This window comes from Nostocoides sp., assembly GCF_037045025.1.
In the GTDB taxonomy this organism is placed as follows: Bacteria; Actinomycetota; Actinomycetes; order Actinomycetales; family Dermatophilaceae; genus Nostocoides_A.
Window position 1 is genome coordinate 301108 of the sequence record NZ_JBAOHM010000015.1, and the last position, 23602, is coordinate 324709.

The following is a 23602-nucleotide window of genomic DNA, read 5'->3' on the forward strand; positions in this document are numbered from 1 at the left end:
GCTCACTGCGCGCCGCAGGGGAAGGCGGTGTTGCATTTCATCTCCAGGATCCAGCGACTCGGTGACTGATAGCCACCGCCCTCGACCCAATAGGTCACGGTTGCCGCATACGGGCCGTTGTGAGAGTTGCGGTAGACGATCGTGTCGGGGCCTGCGATTTCGACAGACCCCGGGCCGTGCAGTTGGACGCGAGTCACCCGCCAGTCAGTGACGCTGCCGTCGACCCCAACCTTGAGAACGAACGCACACGGAGTTGCATCCACGCCGCTCGTGGGGGGTTTGTCGCGGGTGCATCCCAAGTCGCTCCAGGCAAAGGGGACCGCGTCGTCCCACACCGTTTGCCGAGCCGACAACGACGCCGAATCCGTTGGCAGCGTGCTGACTTGCCCCTGCTCGGTCTGACTAGGCGACGGCCGCCCATTGCCGTTATCGACGTAGCGGAAGGCCAGCCAGGCAAGGGCGACAAGGATTGGCGCCATGACGGCAGCCAACGCAACCAACCCCAATGACCGCCGCTCCGGCGGGGACGTGGACGGCACGCTCGACTTGGGTGAACTTCGGGTGGACGTTTTGACTGCTGACGCTGCCGGGGCGACGACAGTGGGTGGAGTCTCGGTCGCCCTGGCGTCGCCGACCTCCTCCGGTATTGGTGACTGCGGCGGCGCCACAGCTGAATCCGGGTGATTGACCTTGGCCGAACCAGCCCCGGGCCGCGTGGGTCGTCTCACCGTACGCTGCAGATCGTCGGCCCGATACACGACAGAATCGCCGCCGGCGTGGCTCCCTAACAGCGCTCCCTGCCACGCGGCGACGGCGTATGCCGCCATCTCGGGCGAGATTCCGCGGCCGGTGATGGCTTTGGCCCAGTCGTCCGGCGCGGCACCTTCGGCCGAGATGGCCGCAGCCACGCCCTCCTCGGCGGCGACCGTCACAGCATCGACCTCGGCCCGGCACTGGCGTCCGATCGCACCCAGGACGTCCGACAGCGACGCACGCAGCCGGCCCGGTGAATAGATCACGCTGGGGCCGAAATCCGAGACCACCTGCGCAAGCGCGCCCGCAACCGGATCGAGTGGGGGTCCGTGGGATTGGCCGGCGGCCATCAACTCCACCCGCTCCCGTGTGCAGCAGAGGCGATAATCACCCAGCCGAGCAGCAACAGCAGCACGACGATCAGAGCCGGAATAGCAAGTTCCCGAGAAACGAGCCCCCGCGAGCGCGTCACGTCGAGTGGCGGCTCCTTGAGCGATGGCACCACGGCTGGAGGTTCCTCAACCGGAGAGTCGGCCGATAGGTCGGATCGCATCACAGTGGCATCGACCAGATCCGAGCGTCGAACCGTGGCCTGCACCAGTGGTGACTCCGCTATCGCCGCGCGCCATGCGTGCACTGCCCAGTGCGACACCGGGACGGTCAGCCCTCGGGCGACAAGTCTTGCCGTGAGCAGCTCGGGGTCGCCGTCCGCCGCATCATCGGGAATGCCCTCCTCGGCGGCGAGGGCGAGCGCGTCGATTTCTGCCCGGTGCTCGCGGCTCTCGGCACCCAAGATGTCGGCCAGAGCGGCGCGCAAGCGTTCCGGCGACCCGGTGACGACGTGCCCGAAGTCGCTGACCACTTCGGTGAGCGCTTCCGCGGCCCGAGTGTTCGCCACGGCAAGGCCATCAAGGTCGACCCAATCCGGTTGTGCCATAAATGATCCGCTCTCCCATCAGCCAATCAGTTGCTCGCGCGCCGCAGCCGCAGGGCCGGTATCGCCAGCCGACGGCGCGTGCTCAGGACCTCGGTTGTGATCACCGGATCGCGGACCAGGAAGCTGCGCGGATTCCACGGGCGGAGCAGGCGGCGATACCAGGGAGCCCGCTTACTGGCGTCGCGGCGCGCCTTCGTGAGCAGACTCCAGTAGGCGCTGACCTCCGACACATCCGGGTCGCCGTGCCCAAAGACGGCCCGGTTGGCGGCGCCGGCGAGATCCGGCCGCCCGATCACCCGGGCCTGCTCCTGCCGGGTCAGCCGCGGGTTAACGGCCACCCCGAGATCCCGGGTGTGGTCGACCAGATCGCGCCAACCGGCAGCAAGCTGATGACTCGTCGACCCGATCGTGCGCCGCCGGTAGCGGCGAGCCCCGCGCGCCGCGGCGACCGCGAACGCCAGCAAGGCGAGGCCACCGGTCGGCGGTCCGCCATAGCGGACGGTCTGGCGCACCCAGGGCGGGACGGTGAAGGGGAGCGGCCCGTCTCCAGCGCCGGTGTTCGTCCGTGTCGGACTGCGCAGGGCACCCGTCTCGGCGCCGGTCTGCGCCTCGACCGCTCCCGGTGCCCCCTCGCCGAGCGGTGGCGGCACGAGATCGCGATTCACCGGCAGGCTCTGTTGCGTGTTGTTGTCGTCAGGTTTCTTGCTCTCGGTCCCCATGAACACCGTGTCGGGGACGCGCAGCCACTCCCCGGAATCGGCCTGCATCTCCACCCAAGGGCGCACGTCCCGCCCATGGACGGTGCCGTCGCGGACGAACGCGCCCAGGACGACGCGCGTTGGCATGCCGAGGTCGTTGGCCATCAGCGCGTAGGCCGCTGTGAACTGTTCCGGACTCCCCCTCCGGTCCGCTTCGAGGAAGGTCGTCAGGCGCCCGACGCTGTGCCCGGGAGGGATGTTCTCGTCCGTGGTCGCTGCGCCATCGTTGTAGGTCCAGTTGCCTTTGAGGGAGTTCCCCATGGCCATCAGACGAGTCCACAGGATCGGTGAGTCACCGGCGATCGCTTCCGCGGTGGAATCGACGAATGCCGTGCTGTCGGCATCCAGTAGCGGGGTTGCGTTCGCCGCCAGCCCCTCCTTGGGCACGTCCCGCACCAGCCTGGCCGTCGTGACGATCACGTCATTGGCACCGAGGCGCACCGGCACCACACCTTGCCCGGTTTCGGTGTTGTAGCGCAGCGAATCTCGCAGCTGATCCGACCGGTCGCCATCAAACTGGACATGAGTCCAGGGCCCGGCGTTGGGCACCCACATGTTCAGTTCGAGGATCGACGAATAGCTGGCCGTCACGGTGATGCGGGACGTCACGCTGGTGGAGGACGCCCAGTCGCCGGCGCGGATGTTGCGCCCGACCCGACGGAACACGCCGCCCGCTCCGCTCGATCCCTGCCCCGAGGTCCACACGTGGCCGGAGTAGTAGTCCAGGACCGCGAGCCGCAGGGGTGAACCGTCGGGCATCCCGGAGACCCGCAGCAGTTCCTCATCCCAATAGAGCTTCATCTTCTCGCTGTAGTTGCGAATCCCCATGAGCGGCGAGGGGTATTGGCTGACGTCGAAGGGCGGGTCGACGACCGTGCGCAGCACGAACCGGGTCGGCTTCGCCCCCGGCAGGTGCGGACCGGCCACCCAGGCGACCAACCCCGACGCCGCGAGCAGGGCCGCGGCAATCCCGGCCTGCTGCACCACCCCGGCACCCGTCCCGACCACCCGCAGCCGACGGCGCCGGCGAAGCGATGCCCAGCCGACTGCGGCCACGGCACAGGCGAGTCCGGTGGCCAGCGGCTGCCAGGCGTCCAGCGTCCCCGTCACCACGGTCAGCACGAAGGTCGCCAACCCGGGCACCACAGGCGCCCACGGCCCCCGGCTGCTCCGCGCGATCAGATAGGACCCGCTCGCACAAACCAAAGCCAACAGATAGGGCAAGACCGTCAGGACGCCGCTGCCGTCGACCGGCGGCACGGTCGTGAGCAGGATCTTCCACCCGCTCACCGGCAGGCGCAGCGCCCGCGTGAATGCGGAACCCCCCGGCAGCCCGCCCGCGACGATCACCGCCGCACCGAGGACATAGGCGAGCCCCGCGAGCGGCACCGCGAGCCACGTGCGGCCGAGCAGGATCGCCAGCCCTGCGGCGCCGACGCCGAGGACCGCGCCAACGAGAGCGATTGCGAGGTAACGCAACCCGTCGAAGGTGCCCATCCACGGAAGCACGGCGACGAGCGCCGTCAGGAGCGCCATCGCGATGTCGACCTGGACGCCCTTGCCGATGACCGCGTCCCGTCCCTGCGTGCGGGACATGAACAGCGACCGGCCCAGGCTTGCACTCGTCATACCGGCGCTCCCGCAACCAGCGCCCGGCTCAAGTCACTGAGCGAGCCGATCGTGATCAGCGTGCGCCCGGCGGAGCGCTGCCGGGCCAGCTCGGCGCCGGGCGAGATCTGCAGCATCACGGCGTGCACCCGGGAGGTGAACACCGAGGCGGCCTTGGCGAACACCCGCGTGTCCACCCGCGAACCGGACACGACGACAACCGTGCTCATGTTGGGCGAACGCCGCGCGAGCCGCGCTGCGACCAGGTCGACGCGTTCGTCACCGAGCCGCACCCGCGAATAGAGGTCGATCGCCGAATGGCCGGTGGTGCGGGCCAACAGGAATGGCCCGGATGCCTCGGACAGGTCGACGTGATCCGACGCGGCGCGACGGGCGATCGAGGCGGCCGCCTGCACCGCGGTCTCAAACTCGTTCTCGTTCGCGTAGGACGCTTCGTCGCAGTCGAGGACAACCCCGACATGCGTGCGGCGCGTATCGAGGAACTGCCGGACCATGAAGGCGGTGTCGCCGGCGACGCTGGAGCGTTTGGCCGTGGACGCCCAATGGATGTGCCGCTGGTCATCGCCGGGCTGGTATTCGCGGAGAGCGTGAAAGGCGAGGTCGCTGAGCGAGACGTCGTTGGTCGTCCGGCCCTCCAGATCGCGCAACACCCCGGTCCCGAACGGCTCGACGAAAACCGTTCGCGGGTGGACGAAAAAGTCGCTCGACTCGGTCCAGGACAGTGTCCGCCGGACTATCCCGAAGGGGTCACCACGCAGCGTCATGGCCGGGCCGATCGGATAAACCCCGCGCCGCTGGGTCGGCAGCACGACGACGTCGTCGTGGTCCTGCCCGGGCGCCAACCCGGGCACGAGGAAGCGGGTCGAGGTGTCGCCGCAGGGCACTTCGAGGGGCACCGGCAACAGCGGGGCCTTGCCGGTATTGCGCACCCGGATCTCGGCGACGGCCACGTCGCCGGAGGCGACCCGCGAGGGGTGCACCCGCAGCGAGACCTGGAGTTGGGTGCGGCCGATGGTGAGCAGGCAGGAGAGGGCAAAGAGGACGAGGAGGCCGACCGCGGCATACGCGGCCTCGGTCCACCCGAACAGCGCGGCCAGCACCCAGCAGCCGACCGCCCCGGCGAGGACGCCCCAGCCGAGCGGCGAGACGCAGTGCAACACCCGCGCGACCGGCTCGCGTTGCTCGCTGGTCGCTTCCCACGTCTCCCGTATGCCGTCCCGCGCCTGCGCCATCGCCTGAGTCGCGCCGGCGAAGCGTGGCGGGCGCGGCGCCGGGTCAGTGGCCGCGGTAGGCCGGCGCCGCAACATCGTTCATCAGGTCGTCGATGACGCTCGCGATCTGGACGCCGGTGAACTGCGCCTCGTCGCTGAGCAGCAGCCGGTGGGCGAGCACCGGGTGGGCGAGGTCCTTGATGTCCTCGGGCGTGACGTAGGGGCGGCCCTGGCCGGCCGCCCAGGCCTTGGCGCAGCGGATGAACGCCAGCCCCCCGCGCACGCTGAGCCCGAGCGAGACGTGCGGGTGGCGACGGGATTCCTCGGACAGGCGGGCGACATAGCTGAGGATCGCGTCGTCGACGTGAACCTTGGCGACCATGTCGACCATCTGCCCGACAACGCTGGAGGTGATGATCGGGCCGACGCCGCTGCTGCGGTCGCGGTTCTCGGCGTCGGCGAGCAACGCGACCGTGATGTCGTGCCCGGGGTAGCCGATCGAGGTCTTCATCAGGAACCGGTCGAGTTGGGCCTCGGGCAGGCGATAGGTGCCGGCCTGCTCGATCGGGTTCTGGGTGGCGATGACCATGAACGGGTCGCCGACCTTGTGGCCGACGCCGTCCGCGGTGACCCGGCCCTCCTCCATGACCTCCAGCAGCGCCGACTGGGTCTTGGGCGAGGCCCGGTTGATCTCGTCGGCCAGCACGATCGTCGCGAAGATCGGCCCCTTGTGGAAGCCGAACTGCTGGTTGCGCTGGTCATAGATCATGACGCCGGTGATATCGGTCGGCAGCAAATCGGGCGTGAACTGGATCCGGCTGTGCGTCCCCTGCACGGTGTTGGCCAGCGCCTTGGCCAACTGGGTTTTGCCTGTCCCGGGGTTGTCCTCGAGCAATAGGTGACCCCCGGCAAACAGGCAGGTCAGCGTCAACCGGATCACATGCTGCTTCCCGCGCACCGCAATCTCGATATTGTCCGCCATCCGCCCGCACGTCTCGGCGAACCAGCGGGCCTCGTCATCGGTAATAGTCATTTCACTGCCTTTTCATTGACGTCAAAAGGTCTGCGTGCCAGTAGTGTCACCACACGTCACCGTGACACTTCCGCTCCCTGTCGGGACGAAGTAGTCGATCGTTTTTATAGACCCCACCGTAACCGTGTCTCCTCCTGGTCCGTAACTCGTCCCATTGAAGATCTCAGACACGCAATAAACGGTCGAATCTGGGAAATCCGTCGGCGTGACCATGACCGACCGACATCCCTCAATCCCCTCGCACTCTCCCGTGCCGTCCCCGATGGAAACCGAGACGACGGGGTTTCGGGCAGCTGGCACTTCCGCAGTAGTTGATCTGCTCACTTCGGCCGATCCATCGCTTCTGCGAATAGTCGCAACCACCTTAATAGTTGTGACGGTGGAGCCTGGGGTGAAGGCCTTCGAGCCAGCGACCGAACAGCTACCACTGCAGGAATCGGTGACATCTACAGCCTCTCCCGCAATAGTCAACGTTAATGACGAATCCTTGCCCATTCCGTTTCCGGATGCGCTCGCTTTGATCTCTCCCGCTGCACTGTCCCAGGTGGCATTGACGTCGGGAGTGGACAATTGCCCATAGATGATCACCGTCGCGGAGGTGCTGGGGTCGCTGCAGGCCACTTGCTGATTGCAGACCGTGACACTGACCTCGTACGATCCGTAGTCCGGCGTTGTAATCAAGAACGAGCCCGAGCCGCCAGCGGAATCCACGGTGTCATGCCCGACATCCACGCCGCCGATTTTCGCGGTCACGGTGCCAGTACCACCGTTTGTTGGCCCACTTGTAAAATTCAGCGTGGCTGTTTGGTCGACCCCAGACGCGACAATGCTGTTGATGGTGGCGCCTGCGGGCGTACCGACGGCAACATACGAATCGCTCGCCTGGCCTGACGGGAGTGGGACGCCGTTGGTTGCGGTGATCACGTAGTTGTGTGTCGACCCATCGAGCGTCACGGATGTTGAGCAACTCGTGGCCTCGGTCCGACATGCGCTTACATCCACACCGTTGTCGGTCACGGCGTACGTGACCGGCCCGGGGCCGTTCGCCCTGCTGGCCGACCAACTGAGGTTCACGGTTCCGTCGCCAACTCCTTCGGCTTGGAAGTTTGCCGGAGTGTCCGGAGCCCCAATGGGCATCGCTGAGGTTGACGCCCAAGGGCCAGGCCCGGCGTCGTTCACTGCCCGGATCTGGAAGGAGTAACTCTCGCCATTGGTCAGCGGGGAGACCCGTGCTGTGGTGCTCGGACCATATGAGCGTGGGGATCCACTGTCCACCGAGATCTCGTAGTCCGTGACTGCTGAACCTTTCGTGGGCGCCGCGCTCCAAGCCAACTCGACGAAGCCGTCGCCCGGAGTGACGCGCGGGCCCACCGGCGCCCCGGGGACCTCGTCGGCGATCACTTCGGGGGACGGGGCCGAGGCTTCGCTGCGATCGACGGCGTTGACGGCATACACCACGAAGCGCACCTTCTGGCCGGCCTCGATGCCGGTGATCAAGCACGGGGCGGCCGTGCAGCGCTTGGGCCCGCTGCCGCCGCCTAGGGTCTCGACCTCGTAGTACTCGATCGGGGAACCGTTATCGTCGCCGGGACGGAAGTCGACGCGGACCTGGCCGTTCTCGATGGCGCCCTGGGCCACGACATCGGTCGGCGGGTCGGGCTTGTTGATCACCTGCAGCCGGATCGTCGAGGTCGCGCTGCGTGTGGCCTGCCGGTCCGGCTCCGACACGTCGCTCGCCCGGGCATCGAAGGTCAGGATTCCCGAGGCGTCGCCGGGTGGGGTGATCTCGACAACCGAGCCCTTCCAGTTGACCCCCGAGTTGGAGCCGCCCGTCTGGCGCACGTCAAGGACCGTGAATTGCGGCGACTGCAACGGGGAGGTCATCAGGCCGCGCAGATCCACCTGATAGGTCTGGCCGCCCTTGGTCTGCGCCGAGACGGGGGAGAGCGTGGGTGGCAGCTGCTCCGCCACGGTGATTTTCAGGGTTTCGGCTCGGCCCTCGAACCCGACCGGGAACACCGCCACCTCGCCCGACCCCGTGGCCGCATCATTCGCCGTCAACTGCACAATCCGGCCCTCGGCCTTGATCTCGACCCCGTCGATCGGCTGCCCGGCCCAGCGCGCCTGATACGCCTGCGCGTCCTTGCGGTCGGCCGCCCAGACCGAGCACACGCTCGGGATGTCCAGCCGCAGCGGGCTGCCGGGCGACAGCGAGAAGGGAACGGTCGGACAGGTGAGCAGCGGTCCAGGGGTGCCCACGGTGACCGGGATGCTGAGGACGGTGGGCGGCGTCCCCTTCGCCGCCGCCGCGTCCACCACGGGGACGACGACCGCGCCGGGGCCATCCTTGTCCCCGGCCGTGAGCGTGAACGAGTCGAGCTTCTTGGTGGCCGTGACCTTCGGAAGCAGCTTGCTCGGGCTCGCGACCAGGCCCTTCTCGACCAGGTGAACCTGCTTCCCGGACGTCGAGGCTACATACTCGCCCAGCGTGAAGTTCCGCGTTTGCTCCTTTTCGATCGCAATCGCCGCATCGGGCAACAGATAGTGCCCGTCGCCGCGGGCGGTCGGCACCGCGATGGCGCCACCGGCGACCGCGCCGTCCTCGTCGGTCACCGTGAACGGAATCGAGCGCGGCACCTCACCGCTGACATCGATGGTGACCTTGCCCCCGCGCACCGTGGCCCGAGGGTCGTCGACCGTGACGGTGAGCTTCGTGGAATCCCCGTCGGGGTCGTATGCCCGCTCCAACACTTCGGCCGTCGCCGTCGGCTTGTCCTTGGCCTGGCCCGAATCGTCGACGTCGAGCGTGGCCGCCACGTCATAGACCCGCGGGGGGTTCTGGAAACCCTCCCGGCTGCGGACCGTGATCGAGCTCGGGATCGACTGCCCGGCCTGGCTGGTCAAGCCATAGGCGAGCACCAGCGGCCGGTCCGGCTCGGCGGGTGCAGGGGCCGTGACCACGCCTGCCTTCTGGTCCAGCGCGACCCCCTTGGGCAGCTTGGTGTTCATCGACTCCAGCGGCCGCACCTGCACCGGATCACCCCGCGGGATCAGGTCGTTCTCGGCGGGATACACCGTGACGTCGGTGCCGGGAGCGGCCGTGACCGCATCCTCGAGCGGAATTGCCGGTTGTAGCTGGCCCGGTGTGCCGACGGCCACCCGCACCGTGCCGGTGCCCGTCAACCCGAAGCGATCGGTGACGACATAGGTGAAGGTGTCGGTGCCCAGCGTCGTCCCGATGGGGTAGGCCTGGTAGGTCAGGTTGTTTGCGCCCACGCTGAGGATGCGCCCGAGCTTCGGCGCCGAGCCGATGGCGGTGACCGTGACCGAGTCGCCGTCCGGATCGCGGCCGGACGTCGGGATCGGGATCGGGATCGTCTCCCCCTGGGGGACGCGGGCTTCCACCAATTCAGGCTGAGGCGGAGAGTTGCCCGTATTGTCCTCAGTCGGCTTGGGCTTGACCGTCACGGTCAGGATGGCGCCGTTGCGGACACCGTCGGGCGTCTGGGCGACATACGGGATGTTGACGGTGCGCTCGGAGGTGAGGTTCTTGGGGGCGAAGTAGCGCACCGAGGACCCGGCAACGAACGCCGTCCCGACCTGCTTGGAGGGGTCGGCGTCGTCGGTGGCCGGCAACTGGCCGACCGGCAGGTCGTCCTCGGTTTGAGCGTCAGGCAGCAACGACAGCGACGCACCCGAGAGCGCGCTGTCGTTCTCTACGACCGGAAAGGTCGCGATGTCGCCTGCCCGGACGGTCCCGCGGTCCGGCCGGGTGGTCACGACATCCTGGTCGCCCGGCGCGAGCGTCGTCACCGACACCTCCCCGGTCTGCTGCTCGACGCCATTGGTGACGGCATACGTCAGCCGGGAGATCGATCCCGCCGCTGCCTTGCCGGTCGGAACGATCCGCAGCCACCGCCCACCGACCACAGCAGCCTGGAAGGGCGGCGGTTTGCCGGGGTCGGCCCACTTCACCGACTGGACGGACAGCAGCCGTCCCCGGGGGTCGACGTCGTTCTCCAGCAGGTCGACCGTGGTTGGGGACTGGCCACGCACCACGGCGAGGTCGGGCATGACGATCGGCTCCGGCGACGCCTTGGTGGGATCGACGACGTCGAGCCGGATGGTCCCTCGGTCGCTGCCATCCCCGTATGCCGCGGTGTAACTGACCAGATAGGTTCCCGGCTGCGCGGCTCGAAGGGTCACCGCGGTGCTGTCGTCAGTCGTGACCGTGACCTTCGCATCGCCCTCGGGTGAGACGTCGCCAAGGCTCCAGGTCGCGTCCGGGTCCCTCGGATCCGATCCGGGGAGGTCATTGTCGAGCGGGCTGACGACGATGTCGTGTTTGGGCACGCCCCGCACGATGTCGGGGAAGGCGACCGGGTTGACCGCGGCGGACGTCGCGGGCTGAACGGCAATCTCGACCTTGCCCGGTTGTGACGTTTCTCCGTCGGAAACCTCGATCTCGACCACCATTGTCCCCGCCGCCGCTGCTGCGGCCTCGACCTCGACGCTGGCGCCGTCGGGGGTGATCGACACCGTGCCCTGCTTGGGGTCTTTGGCGCTCGCCTTGGTCAGCACGATCGGGTCGTTCTCGGGGTCGCGCCAATACATCGTCACCGGGATGATCGCCTGTTGCCCCGCGACCACGACCGGCTTGGGATGCGTGAGCCCGGTGTCCAGGTTCGGGCCTTTGTTCTTGCCCTTGGCCGCCCGGATCGTCACGTCGGCTTCGGACTTCTTCTGGCTGAGGCCGTTGGTGATCGTGTAGCGCAACTTCATCGACTTCTTGCCCTCGGCGAGTTGCACGCCAAGGGTTTGGCCGTCGGGCGAGATCGTCGCACGGCCATTGCTGACGCCTTCCACGGCCGTGATCGACAGGACACCGCCGGCGGGGTCCTCATCGTTGTCGAGCGGATTGATTTGGGCGGCCTGCCCCGCGTGAACCGTGAGGGAATCGTTGTTGGCCGTGGGGGGGTCGTCCTTGTCGGCTTCCCGCGCATTCTTGGCGTTCTCGTCCGATGTCGTCTTCGGTCTGACCGTCTCCCACGAGTCGTCAAGCGCCTCGGTTTTCGGGTCGAAGATGCGGCCTGACCTCTGGTCGTTGAGGACCACGTAGCCGCGGTTGACCCGCAGAACCGGCTGGGTCAGCTCTGTCTCGCGATCGGCGAACAGTTCCTGCGGCGGCAGGTCGCCGCACGCTTCGGTGAGCCGGCCGGTCTTGCCGGCCCAGGCGGCATACGAGCAATCACCGACGACAAGGGGCGGTGCCGCGGAGCCGGTGCCGCCGGAAAAGACGACCTCGGGTTTGCCTCCGGCCAGCGGAACCGCGATCAGCTCCCGAGCCGATGCCAGCAGCACAGCCGGCCGGTCCGGTCCCGGCTGCTGGACCTGCAGCGTCGCCTTCCCGTCAGCCCCCTTGGCCACGCCGTCAAGGGGAGCCGGCCGGCCGTCGTCCACCTGCACGGTGGCCTCGACCGGATCGACCAAGACGACGTGATCTCCGACCGAGGTGACGCGCACCTCCTTCCGGCTCACCGTGGTGGCGACGGTTTGGGGTTTGTCGAAGGCATCCCCCTTGGGCGCGATCCGGATCCGTCGGCCGGTCCGGTCCGCGGCCAGGATCGTTCCGTCCTCGGTGACCGCGACGCCGGTGTCGTCGTTCTGGCCGCTGGTCAAGCTCGCCAGCGGCTCGCCGTCTCTCTCCAGGCCCGCGAGGTCGGGGATGGGGTCGTCGGCCGAATAGCGAGCGCCCCAGATTTTGCCGCTCTTCTTGTCGAGGACGGCGATGGTCCCGCCGCGTAGCGCGACCGTGGCATCCCGGGGCGGCACGTTGACGCGGCCATCGGTCTGGATGGTGCCGAGCACGGTGTCCACCGGCCACAGCGAGCCGTTGCCGCGGTCCTGGGCAACGACCGTGTCGCCATCCTGATGGATGTCCAGGGTTCCCGTCGGCTGGGTGGAGTCCGGCGGACGGACGGCGAGGTCCAGGGTCCGGGCGGTCTTGTTGAACCGGCCGAACAGATTGTCGGCGTTGGTGCTGACCCAGACCCCGGAGTCGGCGCCCTCGACGGTGTTGACCGGCACCCCGGAGGACAGCACGGCGAGCCCGGTCACACCGGTGAGGGCGCAGGTCGCGGCGACTACGCTCGCGAGGCTGCGGACCCGGCCACGCCTCATGACTGTCGTCCTCCTGACCTAACCGCTCCACGGCATCGTATGAATGCTGCCTCGCCCCGTCTGTCCCTCGATTGGGGGGCATGTGATTGGGGGCATGTCCTCATCGGGTGTCTCGGCTCATCACGGCCCGGCTCAGCCACATACCCGATCGGACGCCGCGCTGATGGGGATCCCCTTGCGCACCACCTGGACGACCACGCACGCCTCGCTGCCCTGGGGCACCTCTCGCACCACGTACTTCGGCTCCTCGACATATTTACCGACCGGCTCCCCGTTGTCGACCTCCACGTCGAGCTCATAGTCGTCGCCGTCCTGCTGGCCGTCGTAGGTCCAGGTGAAAGTGACCGTGCTGCCTTTGCGCTTGGCGGTGATCTCTATTTCTCCCACGTCCGCCGCCGGTGCCCCCGGACGAGACTCCGCCCGGGTCTGGCTCACCTGCGGCGCTGGCCCGCCCGGGTCGGGTCGGTCATCTCCGCGGCCAAAAATGACATAGCCGAGCGCTAATGCGGCGACGGCAACAATCGCGGCCCCGGCCACCAGCAGGCCGGTTCCGATCGGCGGATCGTCATCGGCCACCGGGGCACGGCGTGCCCCGGACCGGCCGGGCGGCGGGTCACCGGTCAGCGCCTCCAGATCCTTGGGCCGAGTGCCGCTGGACCCGTCGAGGGGGCGCCCGGCATACGGACCGGCGGCGCTTTGGCCGGACTCGCCGAGGGGGCTGACCCGCTGCACCCCGGAGCTGGTCGAGGGCACCGGGGCCTCCCCCATCGGCGCGCGGCGGCGCGTGCGGTCCAGCCCCTCGCCCGGCTCGCCCGCGGGCCCACCCGGCCGCGAGGGCGCGACCGGCGGCGGGTCGGAGCTGCGCCCCTCCAGGACGACGAACGGGCATACCGGCAGACGCATCTCCATCTGGACCGACTGCAGCGAGCGCGCCAGCTCGGCGACGGTCTGCGGGCGCAGCGCCGGGTCCTTGCCCATCCCGCGGCGCAGGATACGTTCCAGCGAGGACGGAACATCGGCGCGACCCGTGCCGGGTGGGACCGCGTCGCGGATGCGGGACATCAGCGACATCCGGGTGTTGTCGCCGGAGGGCAGCTCGAAGGGGGAGCGGCCGACGAGCAGATGCCAGATCGTCGCCGCAAGCGAGTAGACATCGCTGGCCCGCGAGCCGCGGGTCGTCGTGAACAGCATCTCCGGCGGCGACCACGGGATCGAGACCCCGACATCGTCGTCATCGGCCTCCGGGCCCAGCGAGGCGGCGACACCGAAGTCGGTCAGCCCGGGAGCTCCCCAGGGCATGGTCAGGATGTTGGCCGGCTTGATGTCCCGGTGCAGGACGCCCGCCCGGTGCGCGCTCTCGACGGCTCCGGCGACGCACACCCCGATGTCGAGGACCTCGTGGACGCTCAGCCGGCCACCGAGGGCCCGCTCGGCCATCGTCGGCTTGGGGCAATACATCATCGAGATGTATGGCCGCCCGTCCTTGGTCATCCCGGTCCCATAGATCCGCACGACGTTGGGATGCTCCAGGGCCGCCATCGTCTTGGCCTCGGCCTCAAACCGGCCCCGGACCGACGGCTCCAGCGAATGGTCTCGGATGACCTTGATCGCGACCTCCCGGCGCAGCGCCTCCTCCTGATAGAGATAGACGTCGCCGAAGCCGCCGCGACTGCTCAGCAGCTTGACGACGGTATGGCCCGGTATTTGTGGCGCCGACGGCGCAGCTTTCACGGGCTCGCCTCGAAGGTGACGTTGACGGTTCCCGCGAGGACGATCGTCGTGCCGGGGTCGATCGGGACGGCCACCTGCGGGGTGAGCGTCAGCCGCTGCCCATCCTCATAGATGACCTCGGTGCCATTGGTCGAGCCCAGGTCGGTGACGGAGACCACCCAGTAGTCCAAGGACACGTGCAGATGCTGGCTGGAGACCTCCAGGCTCGGGTCGACCAGGCGCAGCAGGTGGGGTTGATCGCCCTCGAAGTCCGCTGGCACCCGCGGCGCTCGGCCGAGGAAGACGTCCCGGTCGAGTTCGATGCTCTGCCCGGAGGAGGCGTTCAGGTGACCCAGCGGGGGCCGGGGCACCTCGATCGGCTCCTGCTGCGGAACGACTTCCCGGCAGACCCGGCAGTGAGTCTGGAAGGCCAAGGTGAGGTGACCCTGCGGGCAGCGCGCCGCCCAGACGAGCTGACCGCGGTGCGGTGCGGCGGCCGGCGGCTCGAAGCGAGCGATCGTGACGTCGAGATCGCCCTCGGAGGGCTCCGGGATTCGCACGGTCGTCGCATCCAGGCCCGCCGCCAGCGGCCCCCCGGGCGGCTGGATGACCGGCGGGTCGATCACCGGCGGGTCGATCACCGGCGGGTTGGGTTCTTGCTCCTGCGGAGCGGGGCTCTCGTATGCCGCTGCCCCCGTTCCGCTGCCCCCGAAGGGAACGCGCTCGATCAGCCCGTGCTCGTCGCCAGCCGCGGCAAGCGGCTCCTTGGACAGTCGTGGGCGGTCGTATGCCGGCGGCGCAACCAGGCCGTCGTCGGTGTCGTTCCAGGACCACGGATCGCTCACCCGGGGTTGCTCCGGCCCGGGCTCCTCCCCAGGCTCCGGCCCGGACGCCACCCGGCCCTCGGCTTGCCGTTCCGCGGGTTCCCCCTCGTCCCGGGTCGATTCCCCCCAGACGAAGAAGTCGTCGGTGGGGCTGGCCTCGGCCGCTGGTTCCGGTGCGGGCTGCGGCTCCGGCTCGGGCGCTGGTGCGGGCTCCGGCTCGGGTTCGGCCGCCGGCTCCGGCGTCGGCTCGGGCTCCGGCTCGGGCTCCGATGCTGGTGCGGGCTCGGGCTCGGGCTCCGGCGTCGGCTCGGGCTCCGGCTCGGGCGCTGGTGCGGGCTCCGGCTCGGGCTCGGGCTCGGGCTCCGGTTCGGGTTGCGGCTCGGGCTCGGGTTGCGACTCGGGCTCGGGTTGGGACTCGGGCTCGGGTTCCGATTCCGGGTTGGGTTCAGCCATCGGTTCGGGTTGCGGCTCCGGCGCGAGTTCAACTTCCAGCTCACGCTGGGATTCCGGTTCGAGGGCCAATGCGGGCAGGGGCGGGTCGGGCGATTCGTCGCCTGCATCGTCGACCCGGACGTCGTCCGCCTCCCCACCAAGCGCAACCCCCGAGTGCGCGGCGAGGTCGTCCCCGGCGACCGTCAGGGACCGGCCATACACGATCCCATCGGCCAGCGGCAGGCGCACCTCGGCCAGGCCTTGGTCCGGCCCGGTGAGCGCGAACTCCACCGCGCACGCCGCGGCGACGTCGCGGTCGGCGATCCCCCGGGGCTCCTCGATGGTCTGCTCATCATCGCCCGCACGCACACATGCACGCAGCTTCCCGCGCAACAACACCCGGGTCGGGTCGCCGCCACGGCCGCGACGCACGATCGCGAACTCGGGAGCGGCATACAGACCGTTCTTGAGGAAGAGCGTGAGGATCGCCTCGACCGGGTCCGCGCTGCCGGCCGCGGCATAGCACTCTCGGGCGAGATCGGGGCCGGCGGCCCCGGTCAGCAGGACGGCGACCGGGGCGCGCAGCACCACTAGGCCCGCGCCCGTCACATAGTCGGCGGGGCCGAAACCGTCAGTCGTCATGGTCAGCTCTCCACTTTCTCCCGTGGGATCGTCGTCTGGGCCACATCGAGGGCCGCCAGCTCGGCGTCGGTCACGTCCACGACGATCACCGACACATTGTCTCGCCCGCCGGCGCCCAACGCGGACTCGACCAGGTGTGCAGCCGTCGCCGATGCGCTCTCGCCGCGACCAAGCTGACGGGCAATGTCGTCATCGTCCAGCTCGGACGTCAGCCCGTCACTCGTGATCAGCCAGCGATCGCCGTGGATGACCGGCACGACCACGAGATCGAGCACCGGCGGCGGGATCTCGCCGATGACGCGAGTGACGATATGCCGCGAGGGGTGGTGGCGGGCCTCCTCCCGCGAGATCAGCCCGCCGGAGACCATCTCCTCGACCTCCGAGTGGTCGACGGTCAGTTGCCGGACGGTGCCGTCGGCCAGCCGATAGACCCGTGAGTCCCCGATGTTGAACACCGCCCAATGTGGAACACCGGATTCGGTGATGAGCGCGATACCCGCCAACGTCGTGCCCAGCCCCGCCCCTTGCGGATGGGTGCGGCCATAGTGAAGGACCGCGTCGTTGGCCACCGCCACCCGCGAGCGCAGGGCACCGGGGTCGAGCGGCGCGCCGTCGAGGTGAGCGAGCACATCGACCACGGTCCGGCTCGCGACGTCACCGGCAGCGTGCCCGCCCATGCCGTCGGCGACGGCGAACAGCCGGGTGCCTGCAAAAATGGCGTCCTCGTTGATCTCACGGACCCGGCCGACATGGGAAGCGATCCCCACCTCCACCGCGAGCACGCAAGAACGATAGCCACTCGACGTGGGCGGCAAACAGGCGTGTCCTCAAAATGAGGGACACAGCGGCGCCACTGCTCGGGGGTTCCCCTGCTCGGGGACCACCGCACCGATCTCGCCGCTCACCTCCTGGCGCCGCGGTGTGGGCTCAGCTGTCGCGTCGTGGAGTTCGACAATCACAACGTCCTCGTCCGCGTCGACCCGCAGATCGGTCCGGGCCAGGGCCGCACACGACTGGGCAACGTCCCTAACGAGGTCGTCGTCGAGAACCAGCACGACGAGCGTCGCGAGAAGCGGCGTCGTGTCGACGGGCTCGGGTTGGGCCATGCCCGGCACCGGCCCTTGCCACGTCACTCGTACCAATGCGCCACGCGGAACGAGTGGCAGCACATCGCAGACGAGGTCGCGCAACGGCTGCGCCCGCGCGAGGGAGACGCGGGAATCCACGGCCAGCTCCACCCGCACATTCCGGGCGCGCGCGGTTTTGACTGCGGCCGCGAGCCGCTGATTGACCAGCGGCCGCGCCACGAGATGGTCGCGAATGGCGGCCTCGATCCGCAGGCACTCTGCCTGGTCCGCTGGCGGCAACGGCACGCCGTCGGCCAGACGATGCAGCATCGGGAGGCAGGCCTCCCCGAGCTGATCGATGCGAGCCCGGACCTCCTCCTCCCGTGCGGCCCGGGCCGTTTCTTCGACGCGCAGGTCGTAGGACCGGCGCGCGACGCGATGCAGCGTTGCTGCGGCCTGGCCTAAGCCACGCCGCAGCAGTGCGCCGAGGATCGCGCAGACCAGGAGCTGGGTGCTCGCGGTGGTGACCGCTAACGGGTTCAGGTCGGCGCCGACGGCAAACACGGTGATCGCCATTGCTGTCGGTATGGCGAGTGCGGTCCCAATGGCTGCCCAGCCGCTGAACCGGAAGGCGACAACGGCCACGATCCCGTCGAACGCCCCGACGAACCACAGCCGCCAATCCGCGATCTGGGGGTTGATGACATTGGCCATGAGCGCTGCGGCCAGCGTCACACTGACGACGCAGGCAGCCAGCCACGAGGCCCGCCGCGGCGGTGTCCACCAGGTCCAGGCGAGGATGGACGCGATCGCCAAAGGAGCGAGCGTCGTGACCCAGGCGAGGTGCGTCTTGTCGAGATAGTCGACCGCAATGGCACCGTGACAGGCGATCGCGATGAAGGCCAGCGCCACCATCGGCGCGAAGTCGCCATGGCTCCACCGCGCCGGCTCCACGTGGAGCGGCTGCGGCCGCACTCGCAAGGTGACCTCGGTCCCTTCTCCGGGCCCGGTGACGATGGTCGCATTGCCCCCGAATGCCCGGAGACGAGCGTCGATGCTCGTCGCGATTCCTGCCCGGCCGACACCCCGCGCTTCCGGGTCGAAGCCCCGGCCGCGGTCGGCCACCGTGACGGTGAGCAGTCGCGGCGTGAACCGCGCCGTGACCCGCGCACTCGACTGACCGGAGTGACGAGCGACGTTGACCAGTGCCTCGTTGGTCGCCGTCATGAGTGCGTCCGCCAGAAGGGGATCCCCGATCCGCCCGCGGGCGTCCAGGTCAAGGCTGAGCCCGAGCCGGGCGGCGGTGTGACCGATCCGCCCGGCCCAGTCCCGCGCGGACCCCGATCCGCTCGGGCCCTCGGACTCCAGGACCGCTACGGCCTCCTCGGCCAGCCGCGCTGCGGCATCGCGGTCCTGCCCCCGTCCCGCGACCAGCAAGGCCCCGAGGACGGCGTCATGCACGAGGGCATCGAGTCGCCCCCGTTCGAGTTCTCGTTGGCGGCCCGCGACGGCCGTAGCTTGCAGTTCCCACAACTCACCGGCGGCGGAGCCGACGGCTCGGCTGACCGTGCCGAGCAGGATGACGACGCCGACCGCGGCCAGACACGTGACCGCAATCAGGATGGCCTCCCACATCGGCTGGCTGGTGTGGATCTGTTGGGCCCGAGAAAGATAGGTGCTGACCGCCGCGATCACGCCAGCGAGGACGCCGATGCGTTGGCCGAAGCTGATCGCGCTGGTGATAGCCCCGATCACCAAGAGGTGGGTGAGCGGCGAATAGTCCGGGACCGTCGTCGTCGGTCCAAGCCACCAGGGCTGGACGATGAGCGCGACGACCGCGAGCGAGCCAAAAATCTGCAGCGCTCGTCGGTCGAGAGGGGCGACGATGGCACGCTCGATGGCCCAGCCAGCCACGACGGCGAAGGCCAGCAGGACGAGGGCTATCCGTGGCCCCGGGAAGTTGCTCCATTGCGCGGGCAGGTTGATGAGCCCGAGGAGGCACCCGATGGCCGCGGCGAGGGCGGCTGCACGGTAGAGCGCGGTTCGTAAGTGGCGCTGTGCGCGGCGCATAGCCGACTCGGGGCTCAACGGGCGGCGAGCCGCGCCGTCTGGCGGCGAAGCGCACGGCACAGCGTCTGCCAGGAGGTCGACATTCGACGAGTCCATTCCATCGAAGGGCCTTTCTTGCGATCGGTGGGGGCGATCGGTATGCCGATCAGCCTCCCGAATCCACGCTCAGACCCCAAGCTTCAGTGGGGAAATGTCCAGAACTTGTCAAGTCCCACGCCCGACGGACACGCGCGAGCCTGGGAGGGCCGTCGAGATCGACGCGGACACTCAAACTATCAATGCCGAGCGACACGCGGCACTTGCACGATAAAACCCGTCCATCAGACACCCATTGATCGTTTGACTGTCCGGCCACCCACCGCGAAGCGGGCCGCGATCCTCGAGCACCTATCCCGTGGGACCGATCGCGAGCTAGCCAACCCACACCCGGGCGTTGCGGAACATCCGCAACCACGGGCTCTCGCGGGCGATCGGGCCATCGGTCCACGACAGTTGGACATTGCGCTGCACGCGCTCCGGGTGCGGCATCATCGCCGTGAACCGGCCGTCCGGGGTCGTCACCGCGGTCAGGCCCTCGGGTGAGCCATTGGGATTCGCCGGATAGGTGACCGCAGCGCTTCCGGTGGCGTCGACGAAACGAGCTGCGCGCCATACGGTCTCGGAATTGCCTCGAGCGGAGAAGTCGGCGAAGCCCTCCCCGTGCGCGACGGCGATCGGCAACAGTGAACCGGCCATGCCGGTGAAGAACGCCGAGGGACTGTCGAGAACCTCGACGAGCGAGAGGCGGGCCTCATATTGCTCACTGCGGTTGCGGGTGAACCGGGGCCACGCCTGCGCGCCGGGGATCAGGTCGGCCAGGGCGGCGAACATCTGGCAGCCATTGCAGATGCCCAACCCGAAGGTGTCGGCGCGGCGGAAGAAGTTGTGGAAGGAAGCGGTCAGCTCGGGGTGGAAGAGCACCGATCGGGCCCAGCCCTCCCCCGCGCCGAGGGTGTCCCCATAGGAGAAGCCGCCGCAGGCGACCAGACCGGTGAAGTCGGCGAGGTCGGCCCGGCCGGCGAGCAGGTCGCTCATGTGGACGTCGTATGCCGCAAAGCCGGCTCGGTCGAAGGCGAACGCCGTCTCGACGTGACTGTTGACGCCCTGCTCACGCAGGATCGCCACCCGCGGCCGGGCACCGAGGTTGAGATAGGGCGCGGCGACATCCTCCCCGGGATCGAAGCTGGGCGCCACGAGCAGCCGACCGGCCACGCCACCCACAGCGCCGACGTTTGCGTGCTCCTCGTCCGCGCATTCGGGGTTGTCCCGCAACGCACTTATCCGCCAAGAGACCTCGTCCCACGCCGACGCAAGGTCGCCGAGGGGCTCGTCGAGGAGGGACTCGGTGCTCCCGTGCACCCGCACCCGCGCGGATCCCGTGGTAGCGCCGAGCACATGGGTCAGCTCGCCGAGACCGTTCTCGCGCAGGACGGCGACCGCCTCGGTTGCCCGCTCGACCGGAACCGCGAGCACGGCGCCGAGTTCCTCGGCGAAGAGAGCCCGGGCGTCCGCGCCTTCCCGGTTGTCGTGGCGGGTCAGCGACGTCAGGTCGATGTCGATGCCGAGTCCTGAGGCAAAGGCCAGCTCGCACACGGCTGCCCACAGGCCGCCGTCGGACCTGTCATGGTATGCCGTCACGATTCCCTTCTCGCGCAACGTATTAACCCCGTCGACTAAACCGACCAGTCGTGCCGGATCATCAAGGTCGGGCACCACCGCGCCGAAGCGGCCGTGCATCTGCGCGAGCATCGACCCGCCGATCCGGTTGCATCCGACGCCCAGGTCGACGACCAGTAACACTGAGCGCGCCGGGACCTCGGGAGTCAGCGTGCCGCGCACATCGGCAAGCGTCGCGAACGCCGTGACCACCAGCGAGACGGGCGAGGTCACCTGCCGCGCGGTACCGGTGTCCGGATCGGTCCACTTGGTCCGCATCGACAAGGAATCCTTGCCGACCGGGACACTCACGCCGAGCGCCGGGCACAGCTCCATCGCGACGGCATGCACGGTGTCATAGAGTGCCGCGTCCTCCCCCGGCTCGCCGCACGCCGCCATCCAGTTGCACGACAACTTGGTGGCTGACAACGAGATCGGCGCAGCGAGCAGATTGGTGATCGCCTCGCCCACCGCCATCCGGCCGGACGCCGGCGCGTCCACGGCGGCCAGCGGCATCCGCTCGCCCGAGGCGATCGCCTCGCCCTCCAGGCCGGTGAGGTCGGCCAGCGTCACCGCGACATCGGCGACCGGCACCTGCCACGGGCCGACCATCTGGTCGCGATGCGAGAGTCCGCCGACGGTCCGGTCGGCGATCGTGACGAGGAAACGCTTGCTCGCCACACTCGGGTGGCGCAGCACGGCATAAGCGGCCGCCCGGAGGTCAATTCCCGCTCCGTCGAAGTCATCTCCCGCCCACGCTGCCCGCTGGACATCGCGCAGCATACGCGGGGGCTTGCCGAGCAGCACCTCCATTGGCATCGACACCGGCACATCGTCGGCCGGCTCTTCCTGCGGCCCAGTGGCGAGCACGAGCTGGCCGTCCGCCCGCGCCACGCCGACGACGGCATAGGGACAACGCTCCCGGTCGGCGAGGGCGGCCAAACGAGCAAGCGACTCTGGGGCGATCGCTAAGACATACCGCTCCTGGCTCTCGTTGCACCAAATCTCCTTGGGAGACAGACCTGATTCCTCGACAGGAACGGCAGCCAGGTCGAAGCGAGCGCCGAGGCCCGCACCGTCCACCAGCTCGGGGAAGGCGTTGGACAGGCCACCCGCGCCGACATCGTGAATCGACAGGATCGGGTTGTCTTTGCCCAGAGACCAGCAATGGTTGATGACCTCCTGCGCCCGCCGCTGCATCTCCGGGTTGCCGCGCTGCACCGAATCAAAGTCCAGCGCAGCGGTGTTGGCTCCGGCAGCCATCGACGAGGCCGCGCCGCCGCCCATCCCGATCCGCATTCCCGGACCGCCCAGCTGGATGAGCAGTGTCCCGGCGGGGAAGGCGATCTTTTCGGTCTGGTCGGCGTCGATCGTCCCCAACCCACCGGCACTCATGATCGGCTTGTGATAGCCCCGGCGCACGCCGGCCACCGTCTGCTCGAAGACGCGGAAGAAGCCACCCAGGCCGGGCCGGCCGAACTCGTTGTTGAACGCGGCCGCCCCGATCGGCGCCTCCAGCATGATCTCGAGCGGACGAGCCAAGTGCTCGGGCGCTGCGGAATCCCCTCTCTCCCAGGGTTCGTCGGTCCCAGGAAGGCGTAGGTTGGACACCGCAAAACCCGTCACGCCCGCCTTGGGTTGCGATCCGCGGCCCGTGGCTCCCTCGTCGCGGATCTCCCCGCCCGCCCCCGAGGCCGCGCCCGGGAAGGGCGAGATTGCCGTGGGATGGTTGTGGGTCTCGACCTTCATCAGGACGTGGACCTCGTTCTCACGCAGGACATATCGGCTTGGTCCCTCAGGCGCTCCCTCGGGCAGCCACCGCGAGCGCACCGAGCCCCGCATGATCGAGGCGTTGTCCTTATAGGCGACGACCGTCCCCTCACCCGCGACCGCTTCGGTGTGCCGGATCATCCCGAACAGCGACCTCGGCATCGCCTCGCCGTCGATCACGAAGTCACCGTTGAAGATTTTGTGCCGGCAGTGCTCGGAGTTAGCTTGGGCAAACATGGTCAGCTCGACATCGGTCGGGTTGCGCCGCAACCCCGTGAAGGCCGCGACGAGATAGTCGATCTCGTCCTGCGACAACGCCAGCCCGTATGCCGCATTGGCCTCCTCCAGCGCCGCCTGCCCGGCGCCGAGCACGTCGATGTGGGCCATCGGGGCGGCGTCTCGTTCGGCGAACAGCGCCGTGGCGCCGGCGAGTGAGGGAAGGACGGACTCGGTCATCCGGTCGTGGAGCACGCCGGCGCAGGCCGCCCAGTCCACCTCGCTGAGCGGCTCGCCACTTAGCACGTATTCGGTCACCCGCTCGACGTGGCGCACGTCGAAGCCGCAGTTGTTGGCGATGTCGCTCGCCTTGCTCGCCCACGGCGAAAGCGTGCCCAGCCGGGGCGTGACGACGACGACCGTGCCGGACTCGGCGACCGGACCGGCATACGACTGGCCATAGGTCAAGAGCAGGTCGAGGGCTGCCGACGCCTCGGGCGAGAGCGGACCGGCGCTGGCGACCACGTGAACATAGCGCGCATCCACGCCGGTCACCGACGGCGCCACCGCCTGGAGCCGCCGCAGCAGGGCGCGCGTCCGGAAGGGCGAGAGCGCCGCGCCACCGGGAAAGAGCGTGACGACGGGGTTGGGCTGGCTCATCGGGCGGGCACGTGG

General features: G+C 68.9%; 11 protein-coding genes. All 11 read right to left on the reverse strand.

Going from position 1 to position 23602, the window contains the following annotated elements:
- Window positions 1-2: 2 nt before the first annotated feature.
- On the reverse strand, window positions 3-1103 hold the full coding sequence (locus tag V9G19_RS20510; protein WP_462287263.1) for a hypothetical protein: 1101 nt from the start codon (window positions 1101-1103) through the stop codon (window positions 3-5).
- Complete coding sequence (locus tag V9G19_RS20515) at window positions 1103-1690, reverse strand: hypothetical protein (RefSeq protein WP_462287264.1); 588 nt, start codon at window positions 1688-1690, stop codon at window positions 1103-1105. The genes V9G19_RS20510 and V9G19_RS20515 overlap by 1 nt, the downstream gene beginning before the upstream one ends.
- 26 nt (window positions 1691-1716) lie before the next feature.
- Window positions 1717-4077 (reverse strand): transglutaminaseTgpA domain-containing protein, encoded by a 2361-nt coding sequence (locus V9G19_RS20520; protein ID WP_462287265.1) that lies wholly within the window; start codon window positions 4075-4077, stop codon window positions 1717-1719.
- A complete protein-coding gene (locus V9G19_RS20525; protein WP_462287266.1) occupies window positions 4074-5309 on the reverse strand; it encodes a DUF58 domain-containing protein in 1236 nt (411 codons plus the stop codon). The genes V9G19_RS20520 and V9G19_RS20525 overlap by 4 nt, the downstream gene beginning before the upstream one ends.
- 43 nt (window positions 5310-5352) lie before the next feature.
- Complete coding sequence (locus V9G19_RS20530) at window positions 5353-6321, reverse strand: AAA family ATPase (protein WP_462287267.1); 969 nt, start codon at window positions 6319-6321, stop codon at window positions 5353-5355.
- Window positions 6322-6342: 21 nt separating this feature from the next.
- The gene (locus tag V9G19_RS20535) at window positions 6343-12501 is read right to left on the reverse strand and encodes an Ig-like domain-containing protein (protein WP_462287268.1); all 6159 of its coding nucleotides are present in this window, start codon (window positions 12499-12501) and stop codon (window positions 6343-6345) included.
- Between the two features lie 132 nt (window positions 12502-12633).
- Window positions 12634-14232: a serine/threonine protein kinase gene (locus V9G19_RS20540; protein ID WP_462287269.1), complete on the reverse strand. Its 1599-nt coding sequence runs from the start codon at window positions 14230-14232 to the stop codon at window positions 12634-12636.
- Complete coding sequence (locus V9G19_RS20545; protein WP_462287270.1) at window positions 14229-16109, reverse strand: FHA domain-containing protein; 1881 nt, start codon at window positions 16107-16109, stop codon at window positions 14229-14231. The genes V9G19_RS20540 and V9G19_RS20545 overlap by 4 nt, the downstream gene beginning before the upstream one ends.
- Before the next feature lie 2 nt (window positions 16110-16111).
- Complete coding sequence (locus tag V9G19_RS20550) at window positions 16112-16891, reverse strand: PP2C family protein-serine/threonine phosphatase (protein ID WP_462287271.1); 780 nt, start codon at window positions 16889-16891, stop codon at window positions 16112-16114.
- A 45-nt stretch (window positions 16892-16936) separates the two neighbouring features.
- Window positions 16937-19246, reverse strand: a complete 2310-nt coding sequence (locus V9G19_RS20555) for a sensor histidine kinase (protein ID WP_462287272.1) — start codon at window positions 19244-19246, stop codon at window positions 16937-16939.
- 411 nt (window positions 19247-19657) lie between these two features.
- Window positions 19658-23587 carry a phosphoribosylformylglycinamidine synthase gene (gene purL / locus V9G19_RS20560; protein WP_462287273.1) on the reverse strand — a complete coding sequence of 1310 codons (3930 nt, stop codon included), beginning with the start codon at window positions 23585-23587 and terminating at the stop codon, window positions 19658-19660.
- Window positions 23588-23602 lie beyond the last annotated feature (15 nt).